General features: G+C 50.6%; 24 protein-coding genes. 23 read left to right on the plus strand and 1 reads right to left on the minus strand.

The window, feature by feature from the left end:
• Positions 1 to 53 precede the first annotated feature (53 nt).
• From WMO41_RS02555 to WMO41_RS02570, 4 genes are read left to right on the plus strand one after another with little or no spacing between them, the layout of a single operon-like run.
• Entirely contained in the window at positions 54 to 536 is a 483-nt protein-coding gene (locus WMO41_RS02555; RefSeq protein WP_009249973.1) for a hypothetical protein, read from the plus strand.
• Positions 497 to 922, plus strand: coding sequence for a hypothetical protein (locus WMO41_RS02560; protein WP_009249974.1), 426 nt, complete (start codon positions 497 to 499; stop codon positions 920 to 922). The genes WMO41_RS02555 and WMO41_RS02560 overlap by 40 nt, the downstream gene beginning before the upstream one ends.
• Positions 909 to 1,682 carry an FAD-dependent thymidylate synthase gene (locus tag WMO41_RS02565; protein ID WP_044983745.1) on the plus strand — a complete coding sequence of 258 codons (774 nt, stop codon included), beginning with the start codon at positions 909 to 911 and terminating at the stop codon, positions 1,680 to 1,682. The genes WMO41_RS02560 and WMO41_RS02565 overlap by 14 nt, the downstream gene beginning before the upstream one ends.
• Entirely contained in the window at positions 1,672 to 2,085 is a 414-nt protein-coding gene (locus WMO41_RS02570) for a dUTP diphosphatase (RefSeq protein ID WP_009249976.1), read from the plus strand. Before WMO41_RS02565 ends, WMO41_RS02570 begins: the two co-directional genes overlap by 11 nt.
• Positions 2,086 to 2,230: 145 nt before the next feature.
• Here the strand turns inward: WMO41_RS02570 and WMO41_RS02575 are convergent, their stop codons facing one another.
• A complete protein-coding gene (locus WMO41_RS02575) occupies positions 2,231 to 2,545 on the minus strand; it encodes a helix-turn-helix domain-containing protein (RefSeq protein ID WP_009249977.1) in 315 nt (104 codons plus the stop codon).
• A gap of 90 nt (positions 2,546 to 2,635) precedes the next feature.
• On the opposite strand from WMO41_RS02575, the gene WMO41_RS02580 reads away from it, so the two are divergent.
• The 19 genes from WMO41_RS02580 to WMO41_RS02670 all read left to right on the plus strand — a co-directional run bounded on the left by WMO41_RS02580 (position 2,636) and on the right by WMO41_RS02670 (position 18,816).
• The gene (locus WMO41_RS02580) at positions 2,636 to 3,184 is read left to right on the plus strand and encodes an SLOG family protein (protein WP_330621745.1); all 549 of its coding nucleotides are present in this window, start codon (positions 2,636 to 2,638) and stop codon (positions 3,182 to 3,184) included.
• A gap of 75 nt (positions 3,185 to 3,259) precedes the next feature.
• Complete coding sequence (locus tag WMO41_RS02585; protein ID WP_009249979.1) at positions 3,260 to 3,394, plus strand: DUF3789 domain-containing protein; 135 nt, start codon at positions 3,260 to 3,262, stop codon at positions 3,392 to 3,394.
• Entirely contained in the window at positions 3,391 to 4,416 is a 1,026-nt protein-coding gene (locus WMO41_RS02590; RefSeq protein ID WP_009249980.1) for a DUF5688 family protein, read from the plus strand. Before WMO41_RS02585 ends, WMO41_RS02590 begins: the two co-directional genes overlap by 4 nt.
• 51 nt (positions 4,417 to 4,467) lie before the next feature.
• On the plus strand, positions 4,468 to 6,576 hold the full coding sequence (locus WMO41_RS02595) for a DNA topoisomerase 3 (RefSeq protein ID WP_009249981.1): 2,109 nt from the start codon (positions 4,468 to 4,470) through the stop codon (positions 6,574 to 6,576).
• On the plus strand, positions 6,573 to 6,950 hold the full coding sequence (locus tag WMO41_RS02600; RefSeq protein WP_009249982.1) for a cysteine-rich VLP protein: 378 nt from the start codon (positions 6,573 to 6,575) through the stop codon (positions 6,948 to 6,950). Before WMO41_RS02595 ends, WMO41_RS02600 begins: the two co-directional genes overlap by 4 nt.
• A gap of 158 nt (positions 6,951 to 7,108) precedes the next feature.
• Positions 7,109 to 7,633, plus strand: a complete 525-nt coding sequence (locus WMO41_RS02605) for a hypothetical protein (protein WP_009249983.1) — start codon at positions 7,109 to 7,111, stop codon at positions 7,631 to 7,633.
• A gap of 11 nt (positions 7,634 to 7,644) precedes the next feature.
• Positions 7,645 to 8,277, plus strand: a complete 633-nt coding sequence (locus WMO41_RS02610; protein WP_009249984.1) for a hypothetical protein — start codon at positions 7,645 to 7,647, stop codon at positions 8,275 to 8,277.
• Positions 8,278 to 8,289: 12 nt separating this feature from the next.
• Positions 8,290 to 9,222 carry a DUF4316 domain-containing protein gene (locus tag WMO41_RS02615; protein ID WP_009249985.1) on the plus strand — a complete coding sequence of 311 codons (933 nt, stop codon included), beginning with the start codon at positions 8,290 to 8,292 and terminating at the stop codon, positions 9,220 to 9,222.
• 2 nt (positions 9,223 to 9,224) lie between these two features.
• A complete protein-coding gene (locus WMO41_RS02620) occupies positions 9,225 to 9,923 on the plus strand; it encodes a hypothetical protein (RefSeq protein ID WP_009249986.1) in 699 nt (232 codons plus the stop codon).
• Positions 9,920 to 10,264: a plasmid mobilization protein gene (locus WMO41_RS02625; RefSeq protein ID WP_009249987.1), complete on the plus strand. Its 345-nt coding sequence runs from the start codon at positions 9,920 to 9,922 to the stop codon at positions 10,262 to 10,264. The genes WMO41_RS02620 and WMO41_RS02625 overlap by 4 nt, the downstream gene beginning before the upstream one ends.
• 91 nt (positions 10,265 to 10,355) lie before the next feature.
• On the plus strand, positions 10,356 to 10,646 hold the full coding sequence (locus tag WMO41_RS02630) for a CD1845 family protein (RefSeq protein WP_009249988.1): 291 nt from the start codon (positions 10,356 to 10,358) through the stop codon (positions 10,644 to 10,646).
• Between the two features lie 91 nt (positions 10,647 to 10,737).
• Positions 10,738 to 11,247 carry a DUF3849 domain-containing protein gene (locus WMO41_RS02635; RefSeq protein WP_009249989.1) on the plus strand — a complete coding sequence of 170 codons (510 nt, stop codon included), beginning with the start codon at positions 10,738 to 10,740 and terminating at the stop codon, positions 11,245 to 11,247.
• Between the two features lie 141 nt (positions 11,248 to 11,388).
• Positions 11,389 to 12,153 carry a type IV toxin-antitoxin system AbiEi family antitoxin domain-containing protein gene (locus tag WMO41_RS02640; RefSeq protein WP_009249990.1) on the plus strand — a complete coding sequence of 255 codons (765 nt, stop codon included), beginning with the start codon at positions 11,389 to 11,391 and terminating at the stop codon, positions 12,151 to 12,153.
• Entirely contained in the window at positions 12,140 to 13,096 is a 957-nt protein-coding gene (locus WMO41_RS02645) for a nucleotidyl transferase AbiEii/AbiGii toxin family protein (RefSeq protein ID WP_009249991.1), read from the plus strand. Before WMO41_RS02640 ends, WMO41_RS02645 begins: the two co-directional genes overlap by 14 nt.
• An 84-nt stretch (positions 13,097 to 13,180) precedes the next feature.
• Entirely contained in the window at positions 13,181 to 14,590 is a 1,410-nt protein-coding gene (locus tag WMO41_RS02650; RefSeq protein WP_044983844.1) for a relaxase/mobilization nuclease domain-containing protein, read from the plus strand.
• Between the two features lie 299 nt (positions 14,591 to 14,889).
• A complete protein-coding gene (locus WMO41_RS02655) occupies positions 14,890 to 15,855 on the plus strand; it encodes a helix-turn-helix domain-containing protein (protein WP_009249993.1) in 966 nt (321 codons plus the stop codon).
• A 146-nt stretch (positions 15,856 to 16,001) separates the two neighbouring features.
• The gene (locus WMO41_RS02660) at positions 16,002 to 16,601 is read left to right on the plus strand and encodes an MptD family putative ECF transporter S component (RefSeq protein WP_009249994.1); all 600 of its coding nucleotides are present in this window, start codon (positions 16,002 to 16,004) and stop codon (positions 16,599 to 16,601) included.
• The gene (locus tag WMO41_RS02665) at positions 16,601 to 17,353 is read left to right on the plus strand and encodes an energy-coupling factor transporter transmembrane component T (RefSeq protein WP_009249995.1); all 753 of its coding nucleotides are present in this window, start codon (positions 16,601 to 16,603) and stop codon (positions 17,351 to 17,353) included. Before WMO41_RS02660 ends, WMO41_RS02665 begins: the two co-directional genes overlap by 1 nt.
• On the plus strand, positions 17,350 to 18,816 hold the full coding sequence (locus WMO41_RS02670; protein ID WP_009249996.1) for an ABC transporter ATP-binding protein: 1,467 nt from the start codon (positions 17,350 to 17,352) through the stop codon (positions 18,814 to 18,816). Before WMO41_RS02665 ends, WMO41_RS02670 begins: the two co-directional genes overlap by 4 nt.
• Positions 18,817 to 18,821: the final 5 nt, after the last annotated feature.

The raw sequence follows: 18,821 nt of genomic DNA on the forward strand, positions 1-18,821 counted from the left end.
CGGTGCGGGGGCATGTGCTCCCGCACCAGTCATTTACAAGGAGGATTTTTTCTATGGTGAATACCATTGTTTCAATACCCGGCTATGTGCATTTGTACCGCTCCCTTCTTAGGTTTTACGACATGCCGGAAAATGAGATCAGGGAAATGCTGTACCTGCTGAACACGGCCAACCTGGACTGCTACGAGTATTACCACCCCGAGCGGGAACTGGCCCTGAGCGGCCCGGTAGCTTTCTGCCACTGGCTGGAGACGATGGACTGCCGGCCCTACCGCACGGAGGTACAGCTTTACAAGTCGCTACTGTTCCTACAGCGCAGCGTGGACCGTGACCTGATCGTGACTTCCCAGCGGGAGGCATTGCAGACGCTTAAATGTATTATCTCCAATATCGAATACCGCTTTTACAAGGCTTATGAAATGGAGATCGAGGACAAGCGGACCGTGTACGGGGAATGTACCTACCGGCTGGTCCCCAGGGAGGACGAGCCGAGCGTGTGCCTGATGCACGACTGGATTTATCTGCCAAGCGCGTAAACTGTCACGGATTCTATACAGGATTCGGGACAAAACCATTTTCAAAGGAGGGATGCCTTATCACGCAGAAAGAGGTCAATGCCGTTTTTGACGGTCAGGTGGCTCTATGCAGGGAAATCCTGCAAAAGAAAACAAAGGAATACACAGGGGGCGATACGGACCGGCTGGGGGCTTTCAAGGCTGCCGCTGCTTTACAGCACACGACACCGGAGCGTGCCCTTGCCGGGATGCTGGCAAAGCATATCGTTTCCCTGTATGACATGTGCTTTGCCGACGGCATGAGCTTTGACGCCGGCACATGGGACGAGAAGATCACAGACAGTCTTAACTATCTGTTTTTACTGAAAGCGATTGTAAAGGAGGGACAGACCAATCAACAGAATTGAAGTAAAGGTTTTGAACTGCCAGGCGGTGGCGGAGGCCGAGAAAAACATGGTGTTTGCGGCCAGGCTTACCCAGCGCGGGCATAAGATCAATACAATGGAGGATCTGACGGCGCTTTATGAAAAGTCGTTCAGCAATGATACCGTAACGGCGATCAGCAAGCTCCCGCACCCCACGATCCAGAAATTCGCGGTTATCACCGTTGCCATTGTAGGCGCAAGCAGGCGTTTCCTTGCGCAGATCACCAGGCACCAGAACGAGGTAAAGTTTATGAGTGCGTCCTTACAGTACAGCAACTATGCGGGACAGGCGGATTTTGCTGTACCCTATGAGATTTTGACTGCGCCGAAGGCAATTCAGGAAATGTATCTGGAAAGCTGTAAATCCGATATGGATTGTTACGAAGAACTGTGCGCGGCAGGGATCGGGCACGACGCGGCGGGCTATGTCACGCCCCAGGGCCTTAGGAATGTGCTGATTATCAGCGCAACACCTTACCAGTGGAAACATATCATCGGCCAGCGGGTATGCCGGCGCAATACGGACGAGACCCGGATCGTGCTCCTGAAAATCTGGCAGGAGCTTTTTTCATTGAGCCAGGTACTCTTTGCTCCCGATCTTACCGGCCCTTTCTGCCAGAGAGATCAATGTCTGGAGGGGAAAATGAGCTGCAAAAGAAAGATCGCGGGCAGCATGACGCCCGGCGGGATTTTGGCGGCGGATTACCCGCTGCTTATGGAAGGCGGCGCCCATGAAGATTAAGCTGATCGATTTTGGCGTGCCGGAGGATCAGAGACCCTACCGGCCACATGGGAACGATGCCGGCGCGGATGTGTATATGCCCTATGACTGCACCCTACAGCCCGGCGAGATTACGAAAATTCCCCTGGGATTTGGGATCGAGGTGCCGGATGGGTTTGCCGGATATGTGTTCCCCCGCAGCAGCATGGCTGTCAAAGGGCTGGTCTGCGAGCTGCCGCCTGTAGATTCCGGCTACCGTGGGGAAATCCATGCAATTCTTAGCAATGTGAGCAGCCAGACGCGGCACATTCCCAAAGGTTCAAGGATCGGCCAGCTCGTCATTACGCCGGTGGTGATCGCGGATTTTGTGACAGAGCTTGGGGAGCAGCGGGGCACCGGCGCCTTTGGCAGTACAGGGAAATGATAAAGAGTGCAGCAGGAAAATGAGCCGCCAGACAAAAGGCGGCTCATTTTAGGACAAAACAGGGATTATCGCCGGTATAGGGATGGGACATTATCAGGACATTACCGGATACAATATTAAGAAAAGCGGCCAACTGCTGGCCGCTCTACCGTTTGCTATTGAGTTCTTTCATAATGCCGAGAATATATTCCATTGATTTTGAGTCCAGTTTTTTGGCCTCAGTCATAAATTCCTGTAGTGTCTGCGGGCAGGCATTTCCTTCATCAAAGAATTCCTGGGGTGTTACGCCGAGATATTCGCAGATGTAGAAAAAGGACTGCATGGCGGGAAGTGACTTCTTATTCTCAATGTTATTGATGTAATTGTTCGCCTGACCCAGCGACAAAGACATGTCACGGGCAGATACTCCCTTTAGCGCCCTTAGCTTTGCCAGCCGTTCCGGGACAAAATCTTCATACATCATAGTCACCTCCTTCTGCATAATAGATTGTACCTTACAGGAGGTAAATATTCGGTAGATGAAAAAGGGTATTTGCGTTGACTTGCTAAAATAAACCTACTACACTATAGCAAGGCGGTAGTTTTAATCTATTATCGGAGGTGCCAGATGAAAAAGAAAACATGCTGTGTCACGGGACACAGGGATTTACCGCAGAATCAGATCAACTATGTAAAGGCTGCCCTGCTGCGTGAAATTGAAAAATCGGTTGCGGACGGCTTTACCTGCTTCATGAGTGGGGTCGCGGAGGGCGTGGATCAGTATTTTGTGGAAATAGTTATGGAAAAGCAGAAAGATGATCCTTCATTGGAATTGATTGCCGTAATCCCATATCAGAAACGGCTGGACAGTCTCAGGGCAAAGAGGCGGACCTATGAAATGCTGGAGGCTTGCCGTGATGTGGTTGTGATACAGGAGGAATACCAGCCCAGCGTCTATTCCCACCGCAACCGCTATATGGTGGAACACTCTGACCGGGTAATCGCGGTGTATGACGGGCGGGAAAAAGGCGGAACCGTAAGGACGATCCGCTTCGCACATCAAATGAAAAAAGAACTGCGGGAAATACCCGTGGGAGAAATCTATTTCCCGAAAAAGTAAAACAGAATAAGACAACTTGGCACAGCGCTCACTTGGACAGTGGGCGTTTTCTTTTGCCCGAAAGGAGGCATTTTTATGTGGAGTATCATAACACACCTTATCGCATTTACAGCCGGTACGGTAGCCGGCGTTGTGCTGCTCTGTCTGATGCAGGCAGGAAAAATGGCGGATGAAGGTTACGAAAATATGGAACGGAGGAATAATAGATGAATACTGAAATTGCGGAATATATCAAAAACCATATCCGGGAGTATTTACCGCCGGAGTATCAGGAGGCTCATATCACTCTGGAAGAAGTGACAAAAGGAAATGACCGGAGGCTTACCGGCCTTATGATCCGAAACGACGGAGAAATTACTGTCCCGACAATCTATTTGGAACCCTATGCCAAGCAGCTTGCGCAGGGGCGGCCAATGGATGAAATCATACGGGAAATCGTACAGATCAGGACGGAACAAGATACCAGGGTTCCCTTTGAAGTATCGGACTTAATGGATTACAGACAAGTAAAGCCCATGCTTGCTATCCGTCTATGCGATCCTGAACAAAACCGGGAGTATTTGAAAGATAAACCGTTTACCCCGTGCGGAGAGTTGGCTGCGGTCTACCGGATTCAGGTCATGGAGAGCAAAGAGGGTGTTGCCTCTGCTGTTGTTACAGATCGTATGATGGAATTGTGGGGTGTTACTAAAGAGCAGCTTCATCAGGATGCAGTTGCGGCAGAAACAGAAAGAAGCCCGGTCTGTTTTTACAGTATGGAAGATATGATGGACGAAATCATGTTCTCGTCAAAACCTGAAAATCTGTTTGAGTGCACAGAACCGTTGGATGCAGCTACTATGCCAATGTATGTTCTGACAAATGCCAGCAAAGTAAACGGTTCCGGGATTCTTGCGCGGGACGGGGTTCTGGATAAAATCGGTGAGCTGCTTGGAAAGAATTTCTATGTTCTCCCCTCGTCTATACATGAGGTGCTGATCGTACCGGATAATGGCGATATGCAGGCAAAGGAACTGGAAAGCATGGTTAAGGAAGTTAATGCGACCCAGGTGGCTCCGGCTGACCTTCTTTCCGATAAGGTACAGTATTATGACCGGGCGGCAAAAACTCTTGGCCGGAAACAGGAAAAGGGGCTCCTGGAACGGCTGGCAGAAAATAAGGCGCAGGTAAAAGAACAGGCAGAAAAAGCACCAAAGGAAAAAACAGCGGCAAAACAGGAACCGAGTTTATAAGGGCAGCTATGCGGCTGCCTTTTCTATATTCAAAGAAATGGAGGATGACAAGTGAAATTAGTGATTGCAGAAAAGCCCTCTGTCGCTATGGCTTTGGCGGCGGTATTGGGCGCAGATGAGAAAAAGGACGGCTATCTGGAAGGCGGCGGCTACCTGGTGAGCTGGTGCGTCGGCCACCTTCTGGAGCTGGCACAGCCTGAAGCCTACGGGGAACAGTATGCCAGATGGCGCTATGGCGATCTGCCGATCCTGCCGGACGAATGGAAATATGAGGTGCCGAAGGACAAGAAGAAACAGCTTGACCTCCTGTGCCGGCTGATGAAGGACAAACGGGTGGATTCCGTGGTGTGCGCCACTGACGCCGGACGCGAGGGTGAGCTGATCTTCCGTCTGGTCTATGAGTATGCCGGGTGCAGGAAACCGATGGAACGCCTCTGGATTTCCAGTATGGAGGACGCGGCGATCCGGGACGGTTTTGAACACCTGCGCCCCGGTAAGGATTATGACCGTCTCTATGAGGCCGCGGTTTGCCGGGCCGGTGCGGACTGGCTGGTTGGGATCAATGCGACCAGGCTGTTTTCTGTCTTGTACGGCGTCACCCTGAATGTCGGGCGCGTCATGTCCCCAACGCTGGCGCTTTTGGTGCAGCGTGAGGCAGAGATTCAGGCATTTACCAGCAGGCCCTTCTATGTCCCAGAGATCACTTGCGGCGGTCTTACTGCTTCCGGTGATAAGCTGGCGGAAAAACAGGCAGCAGAGACAATCCGCAGGGAATGTGACGGGCAGACGGCTTCTGTCCTTTCAGTGGAAAAGCAGGTAAAGACCGTACAGCCTCCCCGCCTCTATGATCTGACGACCTTGCAGCGGGAATGTAACCGTATCTACGGCTACACCGCCCAGCAGACCCTTGACTACCTGCAATCCCTCTATGAGAAAAAGCTGGCGACCTATCCCCGTACCGACAGCCAGTATTTGACCGAGGATATGCAGGCAACCGCCGCCTCCCTGATCCTGTGGCTGCGGGACAACATGCCTTTCGGGAAAGGATGCCTGGAAGAACCGGATATTGACCGGGTAACGGATGGCAGTAAAGTCACCGACCACCATGCCATTATTCCCACCGTGGAGATCGCCCGGACGGACCTGTCTGCTCTCCCTTCCGGGGAACGGGATGTTTTGGCGCTGATCGCCATGAGGCTCCTTTGCGCCACCGGCCAGACGCACCGCTTTGAGGCGGTCACGGTGGTACTGGATTGTGCAGGCCATTCCTTCACAGCGAAAGGAAAGACCGTCTTGCAGGCAGGTTGGAAGGAAATTGAACGGCTCTACCGCATGGGGCTGAAACAGGCGGAACTGGAAAAGGAGGACCCCGCAGACGCGGCCTTGCCGGAGCTTACCCAGGGCCAGACCTTTGAACCGGTGGCAGCAGGCGTCCGGGAAGGCAAGACCTCCCCGCCAAAGCACTATACGGAGGATTCCCTGTTGGCAGCTATGGAAACGGCAGGCGCGGCAGACGCACCGGAGGATGCAGAGCGCAAGGGTTTAGGCACCCCGGCTACCCGTGCGGCTACACTGGAAAAGCTGGTAACAACCGGCTTTGTGCAGAGAAAGAAAAAACAGCTCATTCCCACGGAAAAGGGAACCAACCTGATTACGGTCCTGCCGGATAATATTAAATCCCCGCTGCTTACCGCGGAATGGGAATCCAGACTAAAACAGGTGGAGCGCGGCGAGATCAGTGCGGAGGCTTTCATGGAAGGGATCGCCGATATGAACAGGGGGCTTGTCAAAGAACATACCGCACCGGAGGAACGGTTTGCCGGCCTGTTCCCTTACGCAAAAGGAACCCGGCGCGAGGCTGTCGGCACCTGTCCCCGCTGCGGCGGCACTGTGTATGAGGGCAAAAAGGGATTTTTCTGTGAAAAGCGAGACTGCTCCTTTGCCCTCTGGAAAGATAACAAATTCTTTACAGGTAAGAAGAAAACCCTGACAAAAACCGTTGCGGCGGCCCTTCTGAAAGAGGGCCGCGTTTCTATGTCCGGGCTTTACAGTGAAAAAACGGGCCGGACCTATGACGCGGTTGTGGTGCTGGATGATACGGGCGGCAAGTATGTGAATTTCAAGCTGGAATTTCCGGCGAGGAAAGGTGGGCGCAAATGAGCGCCCCACCGGAAAGAGAACTGACACGATCCGAGCGGGCGGCAATCCGAAGGCTGGTGACGAGTTTGTGCGCCAACTATGACTGCCAGGATAAGCTCTGCCTCCCCCTGGACTGTCCCTGCTACATGCTGAATAAATGGTGGACCGGCGCGTTCTGCCGTTATTTCCGGGCGGCGGTGCTGCCTACGGAGCCAAAGCTGGAATCTGCCCTGACCGGTGAAGATACTTCTCTCAGGCAGAAGATATGCCCGGTCTGCGGAAAGGCTTACCTTCCGGTCACAAGCCAGGCGTATTGTTCGGATTTTTGCCGTAGCTTTGCCAGACGGAAATCCGAGCGGGAACGGAAACGGCGCAGGCGGCAAAACAGAGGGTGATGTGTCCGCAACTTAGCCCAATCAGGCCAGTGTTTTCAAGGGTTTTAAGGCCCTGTTTACGGGGCGCCTATATTAGAATACTCCCGGCCTCTGAAATGGGGCTAAGTTGCGGACAAAGGGCGCATTTTAGTGCTCTATTTTTATGACAGTTTGGAGGGATGCTTATAGAAAAAATACCGATTGTGCCGGAGATCATGCGGATCGATACCAGGACGCAGGCCATTGACATGCAGCAGATCGGCAACCGGCGCTTCCTGTTCAATCCAAAGACCGGCGTGCTGGTCCTGGGCCGCCAGTATCAGGAAACAAGTCTTGTAAATGCCAGCCATGCCGTGGAGCTGGCAGATGCGGGAATCACAAAAGATTTTGACGATTTTGTGCGGGGCTGGATCGGGACCGGCAGGAACTATCCCAAAGGGGTGATCCACTTTGCCCCATGTGTAGATTCCGGAAACATTTCTCTTTTTGACCGGGCTTTTGACACGCTGGAAATGTTCAGGGAAAACGGTGCTCTGGCCGGAACGGTGGTACGGGGCTTCGGGAGCCGGTGGGAACAGCCCTTATCTGCGATCCTTACGGATTTACAGAAAGAGGAACAAAAGCCCTCCCTCCGGCAGCAGCTAAGGAAAACGCCGGAGGGCAAAGCTGTCCGGCACAGGAAAGAAAACCAACAACAACGATAGGAGGCGATTTTTTGAGTATCAACCATATTGAAACAGAGGACCTTCGCCGTATGGAGGGAAAAGGCGGCCTGATTTTGCAGGGCTGCGGCGGCGAGCTGCAGGAATGGCTTGACGGGATCAATGAAATGTTCACCGAGGCCGGTATTCTGAAAAACGGCGCGAAGTTCCAGGATATTTTTGCTTTTGAGTATAATGATTCTCCCTGTCTGCTCTATCCCTTTGAGGGTGTGGACCTGGAGATTGGGAAACTTGCCATGTGGCGTTTGCAGACCCATGAGACTTTCGGTGGCACATGGCTCTCTGATTTTGTCCCCAACCGTCTGGGCGGGTTTATCGGGGAACCGGCGCCGGAGCCGGAAAAGCCGGACTGCGCGCTGATCGGGCAGGACGGCAATATTTTTAACCTGGTGGGGATCGCTGAGCGCACTTTGCGGGAGCATGGGCTTACAGACCAGGCAAAGGAAATGAAGGACCGGGTATTTGCTTCCGGCAGCTATGGCGAGGCGCTTTGTATCATCGGCGAGTATGTGAATATCACAGATACGGAGCCGGAACAAAGGCCCTCCCTCCGGCAGCAGCTTAAAGAAACGAAAACAGCGGAACCGTCTGCCCGGCTAAAACCGGAAAAGCAGCAGGAACGATAACAGGAGGTGCCGATGGAAAAAGAAAAGACTTACGGTGTATGGGCGGTGCGCAGCGCCGCTTCAATCTTTGGGCGGGCGGAAAGCTGGTGCAAGGAGGCCGGCAGGCCCCTTGAATTTGCCTCCCAGGAGACAGCCGAGGCTTACGCGAAGGAGTGTAACAGCCGCACGACTGCCAACGTCCACTATTTTGTAAAGGAAAAGGAACCGGAACCGGGTGCTGTCCGAAAGGACGGAACACAGCCGGACAGAGCTGCCCGCGCCCATGAGGAACAGACGCCCCGAAACGCGGCGATGGAAAAACTGAATGAGATTCCCGGCAGGCAGCTTTCCAAAGATCCGGACCCTTTGGTGGAAATCCGTTCCGCGGTACACAGCAATTATGCCGGCATGGTCGCCATGCTTGCGGCAGACAACCGGGTCTATCTGGGCCGCGAGGAACACTATCACTATCAGGACGGGCTTACCTCCTATTACGATAACGGCGACGGCTCCCTATGCTTTGTCACAGACCGGGCGGATATGTATTATTTCCTCTACGGTGAGGGCTGGGCCCATTCTCAGGCGGAAATGCTGGAGCGTGGGCTTACATCGGATCAGTATGCGGAGTTTGCCCGGCTACAAAACGGCGTTCTCCGGCAGTTTGAAGCACAGCGGGAAATCCTGTTCGCCGGGCAGCCCTTCCAGCCGCCTGAAAGCTATCTGCGGAACGCGGAGCTTTACGAGGAAGGACAGACCGGCAATTATAATATGCTGGACGGCAGGCTGAACAACGAGCCCCCGGTGAAGCCGGACCTGACGGACGGCCAGACCCACGAGGAAATCCGGGAGCTTGCCCCGGAGACCTTGCCGGAAGAAAAGCCCTCTGTCCTGGACCGCCTGAAATCCGAGCGCCCGGAGCATGAGGCAAGGCAGATCACACCGCCTGTCCCGGAAAGGGGGCTTTGAGTATGGGGACCAAATTTGAAGGCGTAGACATACTGGACTTTCTGGGGCAGGTCGTAGAACTGCATACACAGCATTATAAAGAAGATTTTGACGTGGATAAAGAACTGATCCAAAAGGTGGCCTTATCAGGAGAACCGGAGGAGCGGCGCCTTCTCTGGATGTCACGGCCCTGCGGCACCTATTGTTTGAGCGAGCGGGAGGTGTATCTACAGGAAAGCAATGAAAATAAAGTGTGGATGTTCTACCATGAGCAGACGAATGACCCGATTTTAGCTTATGCCCTTACATTGGATGGTTTGCAGGATGGAAAAGTGACCGGCACCATCTACCCTCTGGATTACCCTTCCCATGTGGAGCGGGTGAAATCACTGTCCTGTCCCATTGACCGGGTAACGGTGACATTCGAGGACGGCGTACAGTTTACCTTGCCCTATCAGTCCCGGAGACGGCAGATCAATGAGCTTATGCCGGAGCACGGCACGCCAAAATCCATGCAGTACGCGCCGGAAAGCGAGCGGGAGCTGGCGGTGATCCTGCGCCGGGAACGGCTGAAACGGGATTACCATGCAAAGCCGGGCAATGTTCAGGAATACATGGAAAAATTAAAAAAGGCGTCCATGCGCGGCAGGCTCAAAGAGGCCCAGGCCGCCGTCGCTGCTCCCGGTAGAGGCGCACCCCATAAAGGCGGGCTGGACCGATGAAGGGCGGACGGGATAAGCGGTCTGTCCGTGTGGAGTTTGTTCTGACCGAGGCGGAGGCTGCTTTGATAAAAGAGCGCATGGCAGAGCTGGGGATCACCAACCTTTCCGCTTATCTCCGCAAAATGGCGGTGGACGGTTACATCATTCACCTGGATATGGGCGACATTCAGGAAATGATACGCCTCCTTCGTATCTGCTCCAACAACTTAAACCAGTACACCCGGCGTGCCAATGAAACCGGCAGCGTTTATGCTGCGGATGTGGAAGATCTGCGTACCCGGCTGGATGACCTGTGGAATGGTATGGATAAGCTGCTCCGGGGATTTGCAAACATTTCGTAAACGGAGAAAATAGCCGTTGCTTTCCGGGAACCGGCACGGTAGAATTTTGGCAGAGGGACATGATATTTTCCCGTGGAAGGAGGCTTGACCTATGCGTCTGATATTCAAACTGTTGGCGTTTCCCTTTGTCCTGGTTACGGGGCTTCTTTATCTGGTGTGCAAGTTCCTGGTGATCGCATCCGGCGCGGTGCTGGGGATTTTATCAGGCATTGTATTTCTGGCGTCGCTGGTGCTGTTCTTTACTGCCGGAGTGTGGGCCGGGCTTGCATGGCTGGTGATCGCGTTTCTGATAAGCCCCTACGGTCTGCCAATGGCGGCGGCCTGGCTGGTCGGGATGATCGGCGGCGCAAACCACGCACTCAAAGATTTTGTATTTGGATAAACTTATGGGCGGGGCATTTTCGGTGTCCCGCCCTCTTTTTCACTATTCGGGGCTGTCTCACAAGGCAGCTTTTTCTATTTGGAGGGATCACATGAAAGACACAACACAGCTATATATCTATCCGGCTTCCTATGTGCGTGAGCATGGAGAACTGGAACAATACCGTGCTTCCTATAAGGCAAATATCGCCTGTAAGGAGGCAATCGAACAGGCCATTGCCGATCACTACCGGGATAACCGCCTCGGAACGGAGGCAGTACATCAGGTTTTGGAACAATTCGGTTATGACCGGATGTTTTATGTGCTTGCGGGCACGGTCCGGCAAAAGGATTGGGATGGGCGTATTTCCCGCGATAACAAAGCCTGGGCGAAAACCATTCCGGTCTACGAGAACCCGGACGGCTTCGGCCAAGATCGGAATGTTTACTTTGTGGTGGATCGTAGCCACCCCGGACTTGTCGATCTCTTTCTTACGCAGGCCCGGCTCGATTATACAAAGGAACATGGGAAGAAAGTCTCGATCCGCGAAGGCATAAAACAGAGTACAGAGCGGACGGCAGCCGTACATGCACCAACAAAACGGAAAGAGCCGGAACGTTAATACATTTTCAAATTCGCACAAAACAGATACTTTCCCTATTGCTTCGTGCAGTTCAAAAAACGATTATTTCTAAATCCGTTCAAAACCATTGTATTTTCTCTTGCTTTGCGTTATAATGAAAACAAAAAAGGAGGCTGTGCAATGGAACGATACAAAGAGCTTGCCGCTTTGCGCTGTTTTACACATGATGATATGGTGCAGCTCGCCGGATCAGAAAGTTCCGCTGTATGGCAGATAAAGAGTTATCTGCAAAAAGGATATATCGAGCGTGTGCGCCGCAATCTATATGCGGTCATCAGCATGGAAACCGGACAGGCGATCCCGAACCGCTACCAGATAGCTTCCCGCGTGACAGACGATGCCTGTGTGTCCCACCACAGCGCCTTTGAATACTACGGATATGCGAACCAGGTTTTTTATGATGTGTACTTCACCACCCAAAAGCGCGTCCGCCCGTTCTCTTATGACGGCGTAAATTACTGTCCGATGGCCTGCCGGGGAAATACGGACATCATAAAAACAGACACCGGCATCCGCGTGACTTCTTTAGAGCGGACCGTGATAGACAGTATAGCGGATTTTGAAAAAATCGGAGGCCTGGAAGAATTGTTGCGCTGCCTTCTCCTGATTCCTTCGCTTGATTACAGCAAACTGCTTGACGCGCTGGAACTGTATGGCCGGGCGCAGCTATATCAAAAGGCCGGATTTATTCTTGAAGCATGGAAAGAGGAACTGTCTTTACCGGAACCGTTTTTTGTGGAATGTGAAAAACGGTCTTCTGCCAGTAAAACCTATCTCTTTGAAAAGCAGGGCGATTTTGTCCTTCATAACAGATGGAAACTGTTTGCTCCAAAAGATTTGAAAACGATCATAAATAAGGGGGTAACTGATTATGATGCGCTTTGACCGTATTACGCTTGGCAGGCAGGCCAAAGAACTCGGCTTTGTCCGTGACACCTTTGAGAAAGTCTGCCGCCTCGCGGATGTTCTTTCTTTTATGGAAAGCGATGGGTTGCTTGCGGACAGCCTTGCCCTGAAAGGCGGCACGGCGATCAATCTGACGATTTTTGATCTGCCCCGCCTGTCGGTTGATATAGACCTGGATTTCTCAAAGGATGTATCAAGGGAAGCTATGCTAGCGGAGCGGGAGCAGATCAATGAACACATACAAAAATACATGGCGGCTTCCGGCTATACGCTGAGTTTGAAATCAAAGCAATACCACGCGCTGGATTCCTTCGTGTACGAGTATGTGAATGCCGGAGGAATGAAAGACAACCTGAAAATTGAGATCAACTATATGCTCCGCTGCCATGTGCTGCCTGTTTCCCGCAGACCGGTTTATTTGCCATGGAACGATCAGGAGCTTACAGTATTAAACGTTGATCCTCTGGAAATCTTCTCCGCAAAGACGGTCGCCCTCTTAAACCGGGCGGCCCCGCGGGATTTATATGATATGTTCAATATGCAAAAGTATGGATTGTTTGACGAGACGCAGGAACCGCTTTTCAGAAAGTGTATCATGTTCTACGCGGCGATTGCTTCGGAAACCGTGCCGGAATACTTTGACCTCAATGGTATCGGCAGCATATCCGCACGGAAAATCAGGACGGACCTTACACCGGTGCTGCGCCGTGGAGAACGCTTTGACCTGGCCTGTGCGCAGAAACAGGTAAAGGATTATTTAGCCGCGATTCTAAAACCGGAAGATACGGAGCTGTCCTTCTGGCAGGCTTTTGCAGAGGGAAACTATCAGCCGGGCCTTTTGTTTGACGATGCTGATATTCTCTCGCGTGTTGAACATCACCCGATGGCACTATGGAAATGCGGCGGGCGGATGCCAAAGTAAAAAGATACACCGGCACTATAACGAATACATACCAAGGGCTGTCCTTCCGGGCAGCTCTTTCATTTTGGCAAGGGGGTGATCCTGATAGCAACCACAAGACTAATGCCGCTGCATGTGGGAAAAGGGCGGGATGTGTCTACGGCCATTGCGGACATCATTGACTATGTGGAGAATCCGCGGAAAACGGATTTTGGAAAATTCATTTATGGCTATGAGTGTGATACCCGAATCGCGGATGCGGAGTTCCTTCTTTCCAAGCGGCAGTATTTGAACCTGACCGGGCGGGACCGGGGCGCGGATGATGTGATCGCCTACCACCTCCGGCAAGCCTTCAAGCCCGGCGAAGTCACGCCGGAAGAAGCGAACCAGATCGGGCGGGAGCTCGCACTGAAACTGACAAAGGGCAATCATGCCTTTGTGGTGTGTACCCATGTGGATAAGCACCATGTTCATAATCACATCATCATCAATTCCACCGCCCTTGACTGCACCCGGAAATTCCGCAACTTCTGGGGCTCTACCTGGGCGATCCGGCGCATGAATGACAAGCTGTGTCTGGAGCACGGTCTGTCTATCGTGGAAAATCCAAAACCCAGCAGGGACCACTATGGCACATGGCTGGGAAATACGAAACAGCCCTCCTTCCAGGAGCAGCTACGCCGGGCAATCGACGCGGCCCTGGAAGAAAGGCCGAAAGACTTTGAGGACTTCCTGAAGAAGCTGGAGGCTGCCGGAATCGAAGTCAACCGGGAACGCAAGAACCTCCGGCTCCGGGGGCCGGGGCAGAAAAACTATACCCGGTGCAATACGCTGAAAGGCGACTATACCGAGCAGGCGATACAGGAACGGATCGAGGGCACCCGCACGGCAAAACCCCGCCGTACTTTTTCGCAAAAGCCCGTTCCAAAGGCTGGGCTGCTGGTGGATATTGAGGCAGCGGTCCGGGCCGGCAAGGGACCGGGCTATGAACGCTGGGCGAAGGTATTTAACTTAAAACAGCTCTCCCAGGCGGTGATCTACCTGAAAGAGCATGGAGATATGAGCTATGAAGATTTGCTGGAAAAAGCTGCTGCGGCTACCATCAGCTTTAATGCACTGTCGGCAAAGATCAAGGAACTGGAATCGCAGATGACCGCCAATGGAGAATTGCAGAAACAGATCGTGAACTATGCCAAGACGCGGGCGGTCTATGTGGAATACCGCAAGGCTGGTTATAGTAAAAAGTTCCGGGCGGAGCATGAGGCGGATATTCTATTACACCAGGCGGCGAAGAAATATTTTGACAGCATAGGAATCACAAAACTGCCCTCCGTCAAATCGCTCCGAGAGGAATACGCCGGTCTGCTGGAACAGAAACGGAAAGCCTATGCCGCCTATAAGCAGGCCCGGTCTGATATGAAGGAGCTTCACAATATCAAGGCCAATGTGGACTATCTGCTGGACATTCCTGCGTCTCAGGAGCAGCAGAAAGACAAGCAAAAATCCCGACAATAGTTTTATGTTGCTCCCAGTTTTCAGCGTTCCGAAGGAACGCGCAGCCGTCACCGCAGGTGACGATCTCAGGGGTTTGGGGATATGTCACCAACAAGCATTTTAGAGGGTTTCACGGCAACGGGAAATCCTCTAAAATACGCAATCTTACGGAAGATTGCATTGCTTGCCGGTAGTATCGTGAATTACTGATAACCAGTTTTGTTCTCTAATCTTTGCATATTCCACAGAGATAAATTGACTTTTCAAGGCAAGTGGTGTAGACTGTGATTAGCTAAAACTAACCAAAAGGAGGGCGCACAATGACAAATCAATACATGACAAAGCTGTACCATGATCTGCTCTCCAACTCTCCGCAGACAGTGACAATAGATATTCCGGCTGATATGGGAACAGGTCAGATTTCACAGGTTGTTACAAAGCAAGGAGCTGTTGTATCAGACTGGAAAATGAATTATTTTTCAGATATGAATGTGCAGGGTGTAAGCTGCGAAGATTATATTCAACTTTTATTTTGCTTTAATGATGGCGTATCGTGGAATATTGCAGATGCACGTCAATGTGTCAGCATACAGAAAGGCGAATCCTGTATTTATCGAGGACATGGTAAGATGGAATATCTGTGTTATTCCGGAAAGACAAACTTTCTTTTCAAAAATATAAAAATTCCCATGCCCTATTTTCATAAAATTTTGAGTGACTACTTTGAAGATAGTGAGATAGATGCTTATGAGAAAAAATTATTGACTGGCATTTCAAAAGTGAGTATCACCCCGTATATGGAACATATTTTTGCGGAGTTAAAAGATTTTACGCAATACCGGGGCGGTTTAGGGTATTTATTTCTGGAAAGCAAGGTCTTTGAATTGCTGTCCGTGTATTTGAGTGAAGTATTGGAACTCAGTATTCTTTCATCGAGTTATATCAGCATTTCTAAAAGTGACAGGGACTCAATTACCGAGGCAAAGCGGATTATCGACAGCCAGCTTGCTTTTGCACCGAGTTGTGAGAAACTGGCGAAAAAGGTCAATATCAGTGTTTCCAAGCTGACAAAGGGATTTAATTCTTTATTTGGGACATCGGTTCACGCATACATCATAGATCAAAGACTGGAAAAAGCGGCAGGGCTGCTTTTGGAAAGCGACTTGAATGTAAGCCAGATCGCAACGCTGGTTGGATATTCAAAACCAAGCAATTTTGCGGCTGCGTTCAAAAAGAAATATGGAGTAATACCTAAGAACTATAAAGATGAAAATACGATTGGCTAAACCTAAAAAAATACCGTTTTTGGGTAGAATGAAATCGGGTTTGGGTTGGATTCATTGTCGGTAACAGTTACAATATGTGGTGTGGTTAGATTATGCTAACTACGCCACATTTTATTTTTCCGTACAAGGATAGGAGGATATTGTTTATGGATGCAAAGAAAAAAAGTGCTTCCCGACTTGAGGGAAAGGACTTAATCACGATTGGCATTTACACGGTTATCTATGTTGTTATTGTCATGCTGGTGGCGATGCTTGGCTTCATCCCCATTTTTATTCCGCTGATGGCGGTGCTGTGCCCTTTGATTGGTGGCATCCCCTATATGCTGTATGTTACAAAGGCTAAAAAATTCGGGATGACCGCAATCATGGGTTTCCTGATCGGCCTGGTCATGGTGTTCTTTGGTAACGGCTATCTTACGATGGTAACAGGGCTGGTTGGCGGTCTGATTGCTGATGTAATTTTGAAAAACGGCGGATATAAAAGCGCAAAGAGCAGCGTTCTATCCTGCGGCGTGTTCAGCATTTGGGTGTTTGGCAACTTTGCTCCCATTTTCCTGAACCGCGAAAGCTATATGGTTATGCTGACTGAAGGCTATGGTGCGGAATATGCTGCTACGCTTAATAGCTATATGCCGATGTGGATTGCTCCTGTTCTGCTGGTTGCCTGCTTTGTGTTCGGACTTGTCGGCGGTCTGCTTGGCAAAGCAATTTGTAAAAAGCACTTCCAGCGTGCAGGTATTGCGTAATGGCGCGGGAAATTCTGCTCAGCAAAAAAACAGAACAAGGGTTGCGGCTTGATCCGCGTACAAAGCTGTTGCTCATCTTCATCATAAGTATTTTTGTCATGGGAGGAACAGGCGGAGAGGCTATGGGGCTGATCCGCCTTGTTCTTTGTGCGGTTCCGGCACTGTTGTTGCTTACTTCAAAACAATTTGTAAAAGCCGTAAGCTATATTGCTGTGTTCTCTGTTTTTTACGCTGTTCAAGTTTATGTTTTACCACACCTTACAGGAATATTGAATTTTCTCGTGCTGTTTACAACAGGATTTTTCTGCCGTATCCTTCCCAGCGTTGCAATCGCTGCGTATGCAGTCAAAACAACAACGGTTAGTGAATTGATTTCGGGCATGGAAAGAATCCACATGCCTAAAGAAGTGACAATCCCCTTAACTGTCATGTTCCGCTTTTTTCCAACTGTCTTTCAAGAGTCGGAAGCAATCAGTGATGCCATGAAAATGCGGGGGATTAAACTCGGTGGGAAAAAATCTTCAAAAATACTGGAGTATAAGTTGATTCCAATGATTACCTGTTCCGTGAAAATTGGGGAGGAACTTTCCGCTTCTGCGATTACCCGTGGCCTTGGCGCTCCCGTTAAACGGACAAATATTTGTCAGCTTAAATTCAATTTCGCTGATGTGGTGCTGATTTTGTTCTGCTGCTTTGTAGTATTTTGGGCGATTGCTTCCCCGATAATTTCCGCAGGAGGGATTTTGCCATGATAGATTTTCAAAATGTTTCTTTTTCTTATGGTGAAGAATCCAGCGGCGGAGGGATTAGAAATGTCAATCTCACCATAAACACAGGGGAATTTGTTTTACTCACGGGAGAATCCGGCTGTGGGAAAACAACGATTACCCGTTTGGTAAACGGGCTGGTGCCTCATTATTACGAGGGCAATTTAGAGGGTGATGTCCTTCTGGACGGAAAAAGCGTATCAGATACGCCGCTTTATGACTTGGCTGCTATGGTGGGATCTGTATTCCAGAATCCCAAAAGTCAGTTTTTCAACGTGGATACGGATAGTGAATTAGCCTTTGCCTGTGAAAATTTAGGCTATCCCCAGGAAGATATCCTGAAAAGGATTGACCGTACAGTTTCCGATTATCATATTGAAGATTTGATGGGGCGAAGCGTGTTTGCTCTGTCCGGGGGCGAAAAGCAAAAAATAGCCTGTGCTTCATCAAGTGTATTGCTACCGGGAATTATGGTCCTTGACGAACCATCTTCTAATCTGGATATGGCTGCTATTGATGACCTGCGGCAGGTCTTGAGCCTCTGGAAAAAGCAGGGCAAAACAATTCTGATTGCAGAACACCGCCTTTACTACCTTCACGATCTTGCAGATCGTGTGCTGTATGTAAAAGATGGGGAGATTGAACGGGAATACACGCCTGCTGAATTTGACAGTTTATCGGATAGCACTCGAAAAGAAATGGGGCTGCGGCCGTTTTCTCTCTCGAAGTTGAAACCCGCGAATCAGTATCAGGCGCATACAGCTAAACTGATGGAATTTCAAAATTTCTGCTTTGCGTATAAAAAGCGGGAACCGGAAAGCCTCCATATTCCGAGTGCTGAACTGCCTGTTGGAGAAACGATTGCCATTATCGGCCTGAATGGCGCTGGAAAATCTACTTTGGCCCGCTGTATTTGCGGACTGGAAAAGAAGTGTGGCCTTTTGCAGGTTGACGGGAAAACCCTTGATTGGAAAGCCCGGCTCAAACATTGCTACATGGTAATGCAGGATACCAGCCATCAGCTATTTACCGAAAGCGTGATGGATGAAGTGCTTCTGAGCATGGACAACGAGGATGAAACTGTTGCAGATGAAATCCTTAAACAGTTTGATCTGCTGGAATATAAAGACAGGCACCCGCTTTCTCTTTCCGGCGGGCAAAAACAGCGGGTAGCGATCGCATCTGCCATTGTGAGTAACCGGGAGATCATTGTGTTTGACGAACCAACCAGCGGGCTTGATCTCAAACATATGTGGGAAGTTGCGCGGAGTTTGAAGTCACTCGCGGATCAGGGCAAAACGCTTCTTGTTATTACGCATGATCCGGAGTTGGTGATGGCGGGATGTTCGTATGTAGTCCATATGGAAAAAGGGCAAATAAAAGAAAGCTATCCATTGGACGAATCCGGCAGTAAAAAGGTTTTGGATTTTTTCCGAATCCGCCAGTGAATTTT

Source organism: Ventrimonas faecis (assembly GCF_040096075.1).
Lineage (GTDB): Bacteria > Bacillota > Clostridia > Lachnospirales > Lachnospiraceae > Brotaphodocola > Brotaphodocola faecis.

Coding starts and splice junctions, on each gene's coding strand:
- WMO41_RS02600 (WP_009249982.1), top strand. CDS start 6,573: ATGAGCGCCCCACCGGAAAGAGAACTGACACGATCCGAGCGGGCGGCA.
- WMO41_RS02620 (WP_009249986.1), top strand. CDS start 9,225: ATGGGGACCAAATTTGAAGGCGTAGACATACTGGACTTTCTGGGGCAG.
- WMO41_RS02625 (WP_009249987.1), top strand. CDS start 9,920: ATGAAGGGCGGACGGGATAAGCGGTCTGTCCGTGTGGAGTTTGTTCTG.
- WMO41_RS02555 (WP_009249973.1), top strand. CDS start 54: ATGGTGAATACCATTGTTTCAATACCCGGCTATGTGCATTTGTACCGC.
- WMO41_RS02615 (WP_009249985.1), top strand. CDS start 8,290: ATGGAAAAAGAAAAGACTTACGGTGTATGGGCGGTGCGCAGCGCCGCT.
- WMO41_RS02640 (WP_009249990.1), top strand. CDS start 11,389: ATGGAACGATACAAAGAGCTTGCCGCTTTGCGCTGTTTTACACATGAT.
- WMO41_RS02575 (WP_009249977.1), bottom strand. CDS start 2,545: ATGTATGAAGATTTTGTCCCGGAACGGCTGGCAAAGCTAAGGGCGCTA.
- WMO41_RS02670 (WP_009249996.1), top strand. CDS start 17,350: ATGATAGATTTTCAAAATGTTTCTTTTTCTTATGGTGAAGAATCCAGC.
- WMO41_RS02585 (WP_009249979.1), top strand. CDS start 3,260: ATGTGGAGTATCATAACACACCTTATCGCATTTACAGCCGGTACGGTA.
- WMO41_RS02665 (WP_009249995.1), top strand. CDS start 16,601: ATGGCGCGGGAAATTCTGCTCAGCAAAAAAACAGAACAAGGGTTGCGG.
- WMO41_RS02660 (WP_009249994.1), top strand. CDS start 16,002: ATGGATGCAAAGAAAAAAAGTGCTTCCCGACTTGAGGGAAAGGACTTA.
- WMO41_RS02635 (WP_009249989.1), top strand. CDS start 10,738: ATGAAAGACACAACACAGCTATATATCTATCCGGCTTCCTATGTGCGT.
- WMO41_RS02655 (WP_009249993.1), top strand. CDS start 14,890: ATGACAAATCAATACATGACAAAGCTGTACCATGATCTGCTCTCCAAC.
- WMO41_RS02605 (WP_009249983.1), top strand. CDS start 7,109: ATGCTTATAGAAAAAATACCGATTGTGCCGGAGATCATGCGGATCGAT.
- WMO41_RS02630 (WP_009249988.1), top strand. CDS start 10,356: ATGCGTCTGATATTCAAACTGTTGGCGTTTCCCTTTGTCCTGGTTACG.
- WMO41_RS02645 (WP_009249991.1), top strand. CDS start 12,140: ATGATGCGCTTTGACCGTATTACGCTTGGCAGGCAGGCCAAAGAACTC.
- WMO41_RS02590 (WP_009249980.1), top strand. CDS start 3,391: ATGAATACTGAAATTGCGGAATATATCAAAAACCATATCCGGGAGTAT.
- WMO41_RS02570 (WP_009249976.1), top strand. CDS start 1,672: ATGAAGATTAAGCTGATCGATTTTGGCGTGCCGGAGGATCAGAGACCC.